Source organism: Kitasatospora sp. NPDC058965 (genome assembly GCF_042741245.1).
GTDB lineage: Bacteria > Actinomycetota > Actinomycetes > Streptomycetales > Streptomycetaceae > Kitasatospora.
On record NZ_JBHYKG010000006.1, the window covers coordinates 41,805 to 53,761 of the forward strand.

At 74.8% G+C, this 11,957-nt stretch carries 13 protein-coding genes and 1 tRNA gene; 9 read left to right on the forward strand and 5 right to left on the reverse strand.

From position 1 onward, the window contains the following. The first annotated feature begins 5 nt into the window (after positions 1-5). Positions 6-1,742 (forward strand): class I adenylate-forming enzyme family protein, encoded by a 1,737-nt coding sequence (locus ACFW1A_RS02245; protein WP_380402626.1) that lies wholly within the window; start codon positions 6-8, stop codon positions 1,740-1,742. 43 nt (positions 1,743-1,785) lie between these two features. Here ACFW1A_RS02245 and ACFW1A_RS02250 read toward each other — a convergent pair whose 3' ends face one another. Further along, a complete protein-coding gene (locus ACFW1A_RS02250) occupies positions 1,786-2,049 on the reverse strand; it encodes a hypothetical protein (protein ID WP_380402629.1) in 264 nt (87 codons plus the stop codon). Between the two features lie 134 nt (positions 2,050-2,183). Between ACFW1A_RS02250 and ACFW1A_RS02255 the strand changes: the two genes are divergently transcribed. The 4 genes from ACFW1A_RS02255 to ACFW1A_RS02270 all read left to right on the forward strand — a co-directional run bounded on the left by ACFW1A_RS02255 (position 2,184) and on the right by ACFW1A_RS02270 (position 4,185). Continuing rightward, a complete protein-coding gene (locus ACFW1A_RS02255) occupies positions 2,184-2,543 on the forward strand; it encodes a YidH family protein (RefSeq protein WP_380402632.1) in 360 nt (119 codons plus the stop codon). After that, positions 2,540-2,863, forward strand: coding sequence for a DUF202 domain-containing protein (locus ACFW1A_RS02260; RefSeq protein ID WP_380402635.1), 324 nt, complete (start codon positions 2,540-2,542; stop codon positions 2,861-2,863). Before ACFW1A_RS02255 ends, ACFW1A_RS02260 begins: the two co-directional genes overlap by 4 nt. A gap of 194 nt (positions 2,864-3,057) precedes the next feature. After that, positions 3,058-3,327, forward strand: coding sequence for a Sec-independent protein translocase subunit TatA (gene tatA / locus ACFW1A_RS02265; protein ID WP_380402638.1), 270 nt, complete (start codon positions 3,058-3,060; stop codon positions 3,325-3,327). A gap of 198 nt (positions 3,328-3,525) precedes the next feature. Continuing rightward, positions 3,526-4,185: a zinc ribbon domain-containing protein gene (locus ACFW1A_RS02270; protein WP_380402641.1), complete on the forward strand. Its 660-nt coding sequence runs from the start codon at positions 3,526-3,528 to the stop codon at positions 4,183-4,185. Positions 4,186-4,227: 42 nt separating this feature from the next. Here ACFW1A_RS02270 and ACFW1A_RS02275 read toward each other — a convergent pair whose 3' ends face one another. Then, entirely contained in the window at positions 4,228-5,706 is a 1,479-nt protein-coding gene (locus tag ACFW1A_RS02275) for a protein kinase (RefSeq protein WP_380402643.1), read from the reverse strand. 146 nt (positions 5,707-5,852) lie between these two features. On the opposite strand from ACFW1A_RS02275, the gene ACFW1A_RS02280 reads away from it, so the two are divergent. Together ACFW1A_RS02280 and ACFW1A_RS02285 are read left to right on the forward strand one after the other, a co-directional pair. Further along, positions 5,853-6,665 (forward strand): ABC transporter ATP-binding protein, encoded by an 813-nt coding sequence (locus ACFW1A_RS02280; protein WP_380402645.1) that lies wholly within the window; start codon positions 5,853-5,855, stop codon positions 6,663-6,665. Between the two features lie 146 nt (positions 6,666-6,811). Beyond that, a complete protein-coding gene (locus ACFW1A_RS02285) occupies positions 6,812-7,744 on the forward strand; it encodes an esterase/lipase family protein (RefSeq protein ID WP_380402649.1) in 933 nt (310 codons plus the stop codon). 45 nt (positions 7,745-7,789) lie between these two features. Here ACFW1A_RS02285 and aroA read toward each other — a convergent pair whose 3' ends face one another. After that, positions 7,790-9,031 (reverse strand): 3-phosphoshikimate 1-carboxyvinyltransferase, encoded by a 1,242-nt coding sequence (gene aroA / locus ACFW1A_RS02290; protein ID WP_380402652.1) that lies wholly within the window; start codon positions 9,029-9,031, stop codon positions 7,790-7,792. A 169-nt stretch (positions 9,032-9,200) separates the two neighbouring features. On the opposite strand from aroA, the gene rfbB reads away from it, so the two are divergent. Together rfbB and nshR are read left to right on the forward strand one after the other, a co-directional pair. Beyond that, complete coding sequence (rfbB, locus tag ACFW1A_RS02295; RefSeq protein WP_380402655.1) at positions 9,201-10,172, forward strand: dTDP-glucose 4,6-dehydratase; 972 nt, start codon at positions 9,201-9,203, stop codon at positions 10,170-10,172. 10 nt (positions 10,173-10,182) lie between these two features. Continuing rightward, positions 10,183-10,995 (forward strand): NshR/TsnR family 23S rRNA methyltransferase, encoded by an 813-nt coding sequence (gene nshR / locus ACFW1A_RS02300; protein WP_380402658.1) that lies wholly within the window; start codon positions 10,183-10,185, stop codon positions 10,993-10,995. Between the two features lie 105 nt (positions 10,996-11,100). On the opposite strand, the gene ACFW1A_RS02305 is transcribed toward nshR, so the two are convergent. After that, positions 11,101-11,177, reverse strand: a tRNA-Thr gene (locus ACFW1A_RS02305). A 65-nt stretch (positions 11,178-11,242) separates the two neighbouring features. Further along, the gene (gene leuE, locus ACFW1A_RS02310; protein WP_380402661.1) at positions 11,243-11,914 is read right to left on the reverse strand and encodes a leucine efflux protein LeuE; all 672 of its coding nucleotides are present in this window, start codon (positions 11,912-11,914) and stop codon (positions 11,243-11,245) included. Between the last annotated feature and the right edge of the window lie 43 nt (positions 11,915-11,957).

The window sequence follows — 11,957 nt, forward strand, 5'->3', positions numbered from 1 at the left end:
CGCCGATGACCACCCCGCCCAGCAGTTCGCTCGCCGTCGTCGCCCGGGTGCAGGCCGCCCTGGCGGCCCCCGGCACCCCGTTCCACGCCGTCGACACCCCGCAGGGCCGGCGCTACACCAACGGCCCCGCGGTGCTGCGCGACTTCCTGGCCACCACCCTCGCCCACGGCGACCGCCCGTTCCTGCTGCTGGACGGCGCCGGCTGCAGCTACGCCGAGCACCACGCGGCGGCGGCGGCGCTGGCCCACCGCTTCCTCACGCGGTACGGGCTGCGCCCGGGCGACCGGGTGGCGATCGCGATGCGCAACCTGCCGCAGTGGCAGGTGGCGTTCTGGGCCACCCAGCTGGCCGGGCTGATCGCGGTCCCGCTGAACGGCTGGTGGCAGGCCGAGGAGCTGGCCCACGCGCTGGACGACTGCACGCCCGCGCTGCTGGTCACCGACGCGGAGCGGGCCGAGCGGGTGGCGCCCTGGCGGGCGGCGCGCGCCGCCCGCGGCGAGCGGCCGTGGCTGCTCACCGTCGGCGTGCCCGGGCCCGTGACCGACGGGCGGACCGAGCGGTTCGAGGAGCTGCCGCCGGCGGCGCCCGGCACCCCCGCCCCCGAGGTCGCGATCCGGCCCGAGGACGACGCCACCATCCTCTACACCTCCGGCACCACCGGCCGGCCCAAGGGCGTGGTGGCCACCCAGGCCGCCTGGTGCGCGGCGACCGTCGCACCGCGCTTCTTCGCCGCCACCTCGGCGCTCGCCGCCGGCCGCGACCTGGCCGGGGTGACGCCGCAGACGGTGCTGCTGACCTTCCCCTTCTTCCACGTCGCCGCCTTCACCACGCTCTTCCCGCTGATGGCCAACGGCGGCACCGCGGTGCTGATGCGCAAGTGGGACCCCGCCCGCGCGCTGGAGCTGATCGCCGAGCACCGGATCACCACCTACAGCGGGGTGCCCGCCACCGCGCTCGGCCTGCTGGACGCGGCCGACGCCGCGGGGGCCGAGCTGGCCGGCCTGGCGATGGTGAACACCGGCGGCGCGGCCGCCCCGCCGGAGCTGGCCCGCCGGATCCGGCGCCGCTTCGACGGCCGGGTGGAGGCGCGCAACGGCTACGGCCTGACCGAGACCTGCGGCGGGGTGATCGCCAACGTCGGCGCCCGCTACCTGGAGCACCCCGACAGCATCGGCCGCCCCTCCCCGGGGATCGCGCTGCGGATCGTCGACCCGGCCGGCGAGCCGCTGCCCGAGGGCGAGGTGGGCGAGCTGTGGCTGCGCGGCCAAGCCGTCTTCCGCGGCTACTGGCACCAGCCGGAGGCCACCGCGGCCGCCTTCGCCCGCGGGAGCGCCGCCCGGCCGGAGACCGGCGGGCCCTGGTTCCGCACCGGCGACCTGGCCTGCGTGCGCGACGGCGAGGTCTACGTGGTCGACCGGCTCAAGGACCTGGTGATCCGCGGCGGCGAGAACGTGTTCTGCGTCGAGGTGGAGGGCGTGCTGCACGACCACCCGGCCGTGCTGGACGCCGCCGTGCTGGGCGTGCCGCACCCGCAGCTGGGCGAGGAGGTGGCCGCCGTGGTCCGGCTGCGCCCCGGTGCGGCGGCCGACGCCGAGCAGCTGCGCGCCCACGTGGCGGCCCGCCTGGCGGCCTTCAAGGTCCCGGCCCACGTGGTCTTCCGCGAGGCCGAGCTGCCGCGCAACCCGACCGGCAAGATCCTCAAGCGCGAGCTGCGCGCCGCCGTGCAGGCCGAACTGGGCTGAGCGCTCCACCGCCCAACCCAGTCCGCCTCGGGATCACGACCGGTCAGTTGGCCGGGGCGGCGCTGCGCCAGGCGTCCAGACCGGCCTGCGAGGCCGCCCTGGCCTGGGCCAGCGTCCGGGCGGCCCGCTCGCTCGGCGGGACCTCCAGCTGGCGCGCCCAGGTGCGTCCGGCGTTGGCCAGCGCCACGCCCACCATGACCGTGCCCAGCAGCCCCGCCGCCGCGCCGCAGCCGCCGAGCATCAGCCCGGCAGCGACCATCTTCCGATTGACCTGGAACCCGCTGAAGACCTTCGCATCAGTAGCCATGCCGCCACCCTGCGCCCCGGGCCGCGGGCGCGCACCCGGGACAGGGCCGACCGGGTGCCGCCCCCGGCGCGCGGGCCACCGGTGGCTCGCCTAGGGTCGGCGGGAGCAACGAGCAGCCGAGGGGACCTGGTCCGATGCCCGAGCCCGCGTGGCGCCAGCAGGACGAAGAGCCGGACTACCGGTTCTCGCTTGCCAACGAGCGCACCTTCCTGGCCTGGATCCGCACCGCGCTGGCCCTGCTGGCCGGCGCGATCGCGATCGACCAGCTGACGCCCAAGCTGGCACCGGCCCCGGTGCGCGCCGCGCTCGCGGTGGTACTGGCGCTCGGCGGCGCCGGCCTCGGCGCGGCCGCCTACCGGCGCTGGGCCCGGGTCGAGCAGGCGATGCGGGCCGGCCGGCCGCTGCCGCACACCCGCGTGCTGCTGGTGCTGACCGTCTGCGTGGCGGTGGCCGCGGTGGTCTTCTGCGCGCTGATCGTCGGGTACTCCCGGTGAGCGCCCGGCCGGCCGCGGACCGCGACCCCGGACTGCAGCCCGAGCGCACCCTGCTGGCCTGGAGCCGCACCGCGCTGGTGCTGGTGGTGAACGCCGCCCTGGTGCTGCGCACCGGCCTGGCGCACGCCCAGCCCGGACTGGTCGCGCTGGGCGGGCTGCTGGGCGCGGCCGCCTGCGGGCTGTACGCCTTCGGGGTGCGCCGCCGGCGGGAGCTGGAGCCGGTCCCCCGCGCGGTGCGGGCCGCTCCGCTGCGGGCGGTCGCGGCCACCGTGGCGCTGGTCGCGGCGGCCACCGTGTGGGCGGTTCTCATTTCGCAATGAACATCCCGAATCGGTCTCAGTGGTCCAGACCACATCTGGACGAAACCCCATGAAAGCTGCGACGTCGCCACGACTTTGACCACCGTTTCCAAACCGGTGTATACGATCCCCGACGGAGCCAGGCATACTGGCGGTGTCGGGCAGCCCGCCCGGCTCTCACACGGCTAGAAATCCGAAGGGACCGGTGGTCAGGGATGTTCCGCAACGGTCTGGAGCCCTGGCACCTCCTGGTGGTGCTGGCTGTCCTCATCCTGCTGTTCGGCTCGAAGAAGCTCCCGGAGATGGCGCGCGGCCTCGGCAAGTCGATGCGCATCCTGAAGGCCGAGACCAAGGCGATGCGCGAGGACGACGCGCCCGCCGCCGACACCACGGCGCAGTCCACCGCCGCCGACCAGCCGCGTCCGGCCGTCGCCCCGGTCACCGTGGCCAAGGCCGAGGACGTCACCAAGACCAACGCCGGCTGAGCCGCCGGTCGGCACCGTTCGAAGCCCCTGACGCACCGTCTCTACACGGTGCGTCAGGGGCTTCGTCGTGCCCGGGCACCCGGTGGTACCGGGGTCCGGGCGGGCTGGCTATCATCCGGCGCCGGGAGAACCGCCCCGCCCCCGCCCGCGTCGTACCGCAGGGGCCACCACACCACACCAGCCTGGGGGGTTTCAGCCGTGAGCGGCGAGATCTACTTCACCAACAACTACAGAGACATGTGCCAGGAGTACGGCACCGGCGCGGGGTTCCAGTTCGAGTTCGACTGCACCCGCTGCCGCGACGCCTGGCGCTCGCCGTTCGAGCCGTTCCTGACCGGGCGGGCGGCCGGCTGGATCGGCAAGGGCGTCAACGCCGCCTGGAACCTGTTCGGCGGCAACGCCAACACCATCAGCAACGCGGCCGACGGACTGGCCGGGGCCGGCTGGGGCAGCGCCAAGGACGCCGCCTTCCAGCGCGCCGTCAGCAACGCCGAGCACCACTTCCACCGCTGCGCCCGGGACGCCCGGCACGTCTGCGACAAGTGCTGGAACCCGGCCCAGGGCCTCTGCTTCGACTGCGCCCCGGACACCGCCGCCGAGGCCGAGGCGGCCCGCCGGCGCGGGCTCAACGACCAGGTCACCCAGGCCGCCTACACCGCCGGGCAGCAGGCCGGCCACGACTGGGACGTCAACACGCCGCGCCAGCTGGTCTGCCCGCAGTGCAAGGCCGAGACCCACGGCGGCACGTTCTGCGCCGCCTGCGGCCACCGGCTGTCCGCCCCGCCCGCCTGCCGCTCCTGCGAGGCGCCGGTGCCGGACGGCGCGGCCTTCTGCCCGGGCTGCGGCTCCCGCCAGTAGCACCCCCGCCGACGCGTCCTCACCGGTACCGGTGAGGACGCGTCAGTTGCCGTTGTCCCCCGCGTCGCCGGCGTCGGCGTTCAGCGAGGTGATCACCGTGCTGAGCTGGTGCTGCCAGGAGTTGGCCAGTTGCTGGTCGACCGCGTGCTTCTTCGCGGCGTCGCGGACCTGGCGCTGCGCCGACTTCAGCGCCTGCACCGCGTCCTGCGGCTGCTGGGCGTTGAGCCCGCCGATCGCCACGTCCAGCGTCTTGGCCAGCGCCACCTGCCGGTCCCGGGGCAGCGCCGACTGGTTCACCTCGGCGCGCAGCGCGGCGACCGCGGCGGCCGGGGTGCCGGGCGTGGGCCGGGCGGAGTTCGGCGGCACGGCCGTGCCGGGCGGGTTGGCCGCGTCGCTCGGCGCCGCCGCCGGCTGGGCGGCGGCGGACTGGCCGGCCTGCGGGTGCCGGGCGCCGGTGCCGGTGCCCGAGCCGCTGTTGAACGCCAGCACCCCGACCAGCGCGGCCGCGGCCAGCCCGACCCCGCCCAGCACCAGCCCGAGCCCGCGCCGGGACCTGCGCGGCGCCTGCTGCTCGTCGTCCTCCTCGCCCGGCAGTGCGGCCAGCAGCGAGGTGGCCGCCGGGGCCGAGGGGGGCAGCACCGTGGTGCGGTGCGGATCGGCGGACATCGCCAGCAACTCCGAGGTGCGGTCCACCGCCCCGCGCACCGGCACCGCGGCCAGCAGTTCGGCCCGGGCCGCGGCGGCCGACTCCGGCCGGTCCTGCGGCCGCTTGGCCAGCAGCCGGGCCACCGCCGCGTCGAGCGCCGGGGACACCTCCGGGCGGCGCAGGCTGACCGGCGGCGCCTCCTCGGTGACCTGCATGAAGGCGATCGCGACCGGGGTCTCGGCGGTGAACGGCGGCTCGCCGGTGAGCATCTCGGTCAGCACGCAGCCGAGCGCGTAGAGGTCGGCCCGGCCGTCCACGTCGGCGGCGGTGGCCTGCTCGGGCGACAGGTAGGCGGCGGTGCCGAGCACGGTGGCGGTCTGGGTCAGCTGCTGCCCGGAGGCCGAGGCCCGGGCGATGCCGAAGTCCACCACCTTCACGCCGCCGTCATCGGTGATCATGACGTTGCCCGGCTTGATGTCCCGGTGCACCAGCCCGTTCGCGTGCGCCACTTCGAGCGCCTCGCACATCGCGGCGGCGATGCCGACCGCGCGCTCCACCGGCAGCGGGCCGCTCCGGCCCAGCAGCGAGCTGAGCGAGTGGCCGCGGATCAGCTCCATCACGATGTACGGGGAGCCCTCGTCCATGCCGGAGTCGAAGACCATGGCGATCCGCGGGTGCACCAGCATCGCCGCGTGCTGCGCCTCCCGTCCGAACCGCTCGGCGAACCGCGGGTCCTCGGCCAGGCCGCCGTTGAGGATCTTGACCGCGACCTCGCGCCCGAGCACCCGGTCGACCCCGTGGTACACGGTGGCCATGCCGCCCGTGCCGAGGATGCCGACCAGCTCGTAGCGGCCGTTCAGCGCTCTTCCGATCACCTGGTCCCGCTCCTCACCTTGTCGGCCCGCACCACTGTGGGGCCCGCGCACCCGCGCCATGATCCGGCATCCCGCCGCCCGTGGCGCAGCCGGGTGCCTGCTAGCGTGCCAGAATCCGCCCGGTCCGCCTTCAATGGAGCGTGACGATGAACTCCGCCGAACCGGTTCCGTCCGGGCCGCTGCTGGCGGCCGAGTCGGTGGACGTGGTCCGGGACGGACGGTACCTGCTGCGCGGGGTCTCGCTGCGGATCGAGCCCGGCGAGCACTGGGCGGTGCTGGGGGCCAACGGGGCCGGCAAGAGCACGCTGCTGGCGCTGCTCGGCGCGGTCTCGCACCCCACCCACGGCACGGTCCGGGTGCTCGGGCGGCAACTGGGCCGGGTGGACGTGCGCGAGCTGCGCGCGCACCTGGGCCACGTGAACCCCCGGCACCCGCTGCACTCCCCGCTGACGGTGCGCCAGGTGGTGCTCACCGGCCTGACCAACAGCATCGAGCCGGATCCGTTCCGCCGCCCGACCCCCGCGCAGCTGGCGCACGCCGAGCAGCTGATCGACACGCTCGGCATCACCCGCCGGATCGACGCCCCCTGGCCGACCCTGTCCCAGGGCGAGCGCGGCCGCACCCTGATCGCCCGGGCCCTGATGCCGCGCCCGCGCCTGCTGCTGCTCGACGAGCCGGCCACCGGCCTGGACCTGACCGCCCGCGAGCAGCTGCTGGCCAGCCTGGACGAGCTGCGCGGGCAGCACCCCGACCTGGCCAGCGTGCTGGTCACCCACCACCTGGAGGAGTTGCCCAGCAGCACCACGCACGCGCTGCTGCTGCGCGACGGCGAGTGCGTGGCGAGCGGGCCGGTGGCCGGGACGCTGACCACCGAGCTGATCAGCGCGTGCTTCGCGCACCCGGTCCGGATCAGCCGCGAGGACGGGCGCTGGGCCGCCCGGGCGGCGGCACCGCGCTGACACCTGCGGGTGGTCCGGGTGCCAGTTGCCGCGCGGCGTCTGGGCAAGGCCCCGACCCAGCAGTAACTTACCGGCCAGTCCACGGCGCACCCCCACCGCGCCGTCCGCGTTCCCGTGCACCTCCCACCCCCACCCGGAGGACAGCCATGCCCGGAACCACCGCCCGCGTCCCCGCGTCCACCCGTCCCCGCCGCCGCCTCGCCGCCCTCGCGGCCGGCTGCGCGCTGCTGGCCACCGCCCTGACCACGGCCGCCGCCGCCCCCGCCGCCGCGACCACCGCCGACCCGATCGCCGCCGCCCAGGCGCTGGCCGCCCCGCTGGTGCCCGGCGCCAACGACTGGAACTGTCGGCCGGGCGCGGCGCACCCGCGCCCGGTGGTGCTGGTGCACGGCACCTTCGCCAACGGCTCGGTCAACTGGCTCACCACCGCCCCCGTGCTGGCCGCCGAGGGGTACTGCGTCTTCGTGCTGACCTACGGCGAGCAGCCCGGCGTGCCGGTGCTGCGCGCGATCGCCCCGGTCGCCCGGTCCGCCCAGCAGCTCTCCGTCTTCGTGGACGGGGTGCTGGCCGCCACCGGCGCGCGCCAGGTGGACATCGTGGGCCACAGCCAGGGCGGCATGATGCCGCGCTGGTACCTGAAGTTCGACGGCGGCGCCGCCAAGGTGCACACCCTGGTCGGGCTGGCCCCGAGCAACCACGGCACCACGCTGGACGGCCTGACCGCGCTGGCCGGGTCCTACCCCGGCGCGCTCGACCTGGTGGCCTCGGCCTGCCCCGCCTGCGCCGACCAGGTGGCCGGCTCGGACACCATGAACCTGCTCAACGCGGGCGGCGACACCGTGCCCGGGGTCTCGTACACGGTGATCGCCACCCGCTACGACGAGGTGGTCACCCCGTACCGGACCCAGTTCCTCTCCGGACCCGACGTGCACGACGTGCTGGTCCAGGACCTGTGCCCCGCCAACGTGCCGGACCACGTGCTGATGGCCGTGGACCCGGTGGTGCGGCACGAGATCCGGCACGCGCTGGACCCGGCGCACGTCGGGGAGGCGGACTGCTGGGCGAACCTGACGGGGTGACGGCCCCGGCCGGTGGCCGCCCCGCGCGGCCACCGGTCCCCGTGCTCAGCCGAACAGCCGGCCGAACTCCTGGTGGAAGTCCGGGAAGGTCTTGCCGACGCAGGCCGGGTCGTCCAGCTCGATCCCCGGCACCCGCAGGCCCAGCACCGAGAACGCCATCGCGATCCGGTGGTCCCGGTGGCAGGCCACCAGGCCCGGTCGCACCCCGCCGGGCGTGACGGTCAGCCGGTCCGGCCCGTCCGCCACCTCGACGCCGAGCCGGCGCAGGTTGTCGGCCATGGCGGCGATCCGGTCCGACTCCTTGAGCCGGGCGTGCCCGATCCCGCGCACCGTGATCGGGCCGTCGGCCAGCGGGGCGATCGCGGCCAGCGTCATGAAGGTGTCCGAGATGTCGCCCATGTCCACCTCGAAGCCGCCGCGCAGCCGGCCCGTCCCGGTGACCGTGGTCGCCTCCGCCCCGATCTCCACCTCGGCGCCGGCCGTCCGCAGCACCTCGACGAAGCGCAGGTCGCCCTGCAGGCTGTCGGTGCCGAGCCCGGGCACGGTGACCGACCGGCCGGTCACCGCGGCGGCGGCGAAGACGTAGGACGCGGTCGAGGCGTCCGGCTCGATCCGCAGGTCGTGCGCCCGGTAGCCGCCGGGCCCGGCCTGGATCCGCCCGTCCGGGCCGACCGCGACCTGGCCGCCGAAGCGGCGCATCAGCGCCACCGTCATGTCGACGTACGGCTTGGAGACCAGCCCCTGCGCGTGCACGCTCAGCCGGCGCTGCATCAGCGGCGCGGCCAGCAGCAGGCCGGTCAGGTACTGGCTGCTGGTCGAGGAGTCGAGCACCAACGGGCCGCCGCGCAGCCCGCGGGAGCGGACCTTCAGCGGCAGCCCGCCGCCGTCGGCCGTCAGCACCTGGGCGCCGAGCTGCTCCAGCGCGGCGCTGAGCGGGCCGAGCGGGCGGGCCCGCAGCTGCGCGGAGCCGTCGAAGGAGAACTCGCCGACGCCGGTCGCGGCCAGCGCCGGCAGGAAGCGCGCGGCGGTCCCCGCGTCGGCGCACCAGACCTCGGCCCGCCCGCTCGGCCCGCGCCCGAGGCCGTGCACCTCCCAGCCCTCGGGGTGCTCGACGATCCGGACGCCGAACGCCCGCAGGCCGTCCCGGAAGGCCACGGTGTCCTCGCTGACCAGTGGCCGGGTGAGCAGGCTGGTGCCTTCGGCGGCCGCTGCGAGCAGCAGCGCGCGGTTGGTGATGCTCTTCGACCCGGGGATCTCGGCGAGCAGCGGCTGGGCGGTGGTGGTCATGGCGGCTCCTTGCTGGGGTGGGGCACGGAGAGCCGGGTGCGGCAGCCGGCGACAGTCACGCTAGCCGGTGCGAACACGAAGCGACGTCGGATATTCGCATGGTGGAACGACGCCCTGGTGACCCTCCGTCAGTACGACGGTCGTTCCCCGTCCTGGCACACTGCGAACCATGCACCTCCTGGTCACCGGTGGAGCCGGTTTCATCGGCAGCGCTTACGTACGGCGACTGCTCGGCGGCGCGGACCCGGCCGGCGCCCGGGTCACCGCGCTCACCGTGCTGGACGCGCTGACCTACGCCGGCGCCCGGGCCAACCTCGGACCGGTCGCGGGCGACCCGCGGCTGCGCTTCGTGCACGGCTCGGTCACCGACGGGCCGCTGCTGGCCGAACTCCTGCCCGGGGTCGACGCGGTCGTCCACCTGGCCGCCGAGACCCACGTGGACCGCTCGATCACCGGCGCCGCCCCGTTCGTCACCACCAACGTGCTGGGCACCCAGACCCTGCTCCAGGCCGCCCTGGAGGCGGGCGTGCCGCGCTTCCTGCAGGTCTCCACCGACGAGGTCTACGGTTCGATCGAGCACGGCAGCTGGCGCGAGGACGCCCCGCTGGACCCGAACTCCCCCTACGCCGCCAGCAAGGCCGCCGCCGACCTGCTCGCCCTGGCCTACGCCCGCACCCACGGCCTGAACGTCACCGTCACCCGCTGCGGCAACAACTACGGGCCGTACCAGTACCCCGAGAAGATCGTCCCGCGGTTCGTCACCGCCCTGCTGCGCGGACAGCAGGTCCCGCTCTACGGGGACGGCCTGAACGTCCGGGACTGGATCCACGTGGACGACCACTGCCGGGGCCTGCAGACGGCGCTGGAGCACGGCGCACCCGGCGAGGTCTACCACATCGCCGGCACCGCCGAACTGACCAACCGCCAGCTCACCTCCCTGCTGCTGGCGCACTGCGGCGCCGACTGGTCGAGCGTGCGCCCGGTCGCCGACCGCAAGGGGCACGACCGGCGCTACGCCCTGGACGACGGCAAGCTGCGCGCCCTCGGCTACCGCCCCGAGGTGCCCTTCGAGGCCGGGCTGGCGGCCACCGTGGCGTGGTACCGCGATCACCTGGAGTGGTGGCACGCCGCGGTGGACTAAAATCCCGCCCATGACCAGCGCCCCGTTCGACGTGATCAGCTCGAAGTCCGACCCGGCCATCCAGCGCATCGCCGACGTCACCAAGCACTCGCGGGCCGTCGTCAAGACCGCTCTGATCGAGGACGCGGAGCCGCTGGAGCAGTGCATCCGCGCCGGCCTGGAGTTCGCCGAGGTGTACGGCATCGACACCGCCGAGTTCCCGCCCTCGCTGCTGGCCGCCTGCCGCGAGCGCGGCATCGCGGTGCGCCTGATCGAGACCACCCTGGTCAACCAGCTCTTCAAGACCGACAAGCGCCCCAAGCAGTTCGGCATCGCCAAGGTGCCGCGCCCGCGCACCTTCGCCGACCTGGCCGGCAGCACCGCCGACCTGATCGTGCTGGACGGCGTGAAGATCGTCGGCAACATCGGCGCCATCGTGCGCACCGCCTTCGCGCTCGGCGCGGCCGGCATCGTGCTGATCGACAGCGACCTCACCACGATCGCCGACCGCCGCCTGGTCCGGGCCAGCCGTGGCTACGTCTTCTCGCTCCCGATCGTGCTGGCCACCCGCGAGCAGGCGCTGGACCACTTCCGCACCGCCGACCTCCGCCTGGTCGCCTTCGACGCCCACGGCTCCCTCACCACCGCCGACCTGCGCACCCTGGACCAGCGCCTGGCCCTCCTCTTCGGCAGCGAGAAGACCGGCGCCTCCACCCCCTTCGAGTCCCTGGCCACCGACACCGTCGCCATCCCCATCAACCCCGCCGCCGAGTCCCTCAACGTCTCGGTCTCCGCAGGCATCGCCCTCCACGAGCGCCTCTCCCGCAACCTCCCCCCGCGCTGAGCACCCCCGCCCCCGCCCCGCCGACACCCCCTCAGCGGGGCGGCGCGGAACGGGGGCGGAACACGACGAAGGCCCGGTCAGATTCCCCTGACCGGGCCTTCGGTGTGGAGCCGCCTATGGGATTCGAACCCATGACCTACGCATTACGAGTGCGTTGCTCTGGCCAACTGAGCTAAGGCGGCACCGCTGCCCACGCAGGGCAACGCGGGCAAGTCTACACAGGTTCGGGGGGTGGGTCGTGCCGGGGTCAGGCGGAGGAGACGGCGAGTTTGGCGGCGAAGCCGGCGAAGAGGAGGGCGACGCTGCTGGTGAGGGTGGCGGAGAGGCGCTTGCGGCGGCGGAAGGCGGTGGCGAGGGAGGTGCCGGCGAAGATCAGGACCGAGAGGTAGAGGACGCTCATCGCCTGCAGGATGCCGCCCAGGACGGCGAAGGAGACGGCGGGGGTGCCGTAGTGGGGGTCGACGAACTGGGTGAAGAAGGAGAGCAGGAAGAGGATCGCCTTCGGGTTCAGCAGGCTTATCACCAGGGCCCGGCGGAACGGGCGCTCCACCGACTGCGGGTGGGCCTCGGCCTCGGCGGTGGCGGCGGCCGGCTGCTCGGCGGCGGGGGTGCGGTGCTCGCGCCAGAGCTGGCGGGCCGAGCGGAGCATGTTGAAGCCGATCCAGAGCAGGTAGGCGGCGCCGCCGAACTTCACCACGGCGAAGGCGGCCGGGTTGGCCTTGAGCAGCGAGGCCGCGCCCAGCGAGGTGAGGCTGATCAGGGTGAAGTCGCCGACGAAGACGCCGCACGCCGCGCGGTAGCCGGTGCGGATGCCCTTGCGGGCGGCGACCGAGAGCACGTAGAGCGAGTTCGGCCCGGGGAGCAGCACGATCACCAGGGCTCCCAGGGTGTAGGTGGCGAGGTCGGTGACTCCGAACACGGCGGTCCTTCCGGGGCGGCGGGGGCGGGACCGGCAGCTTAAC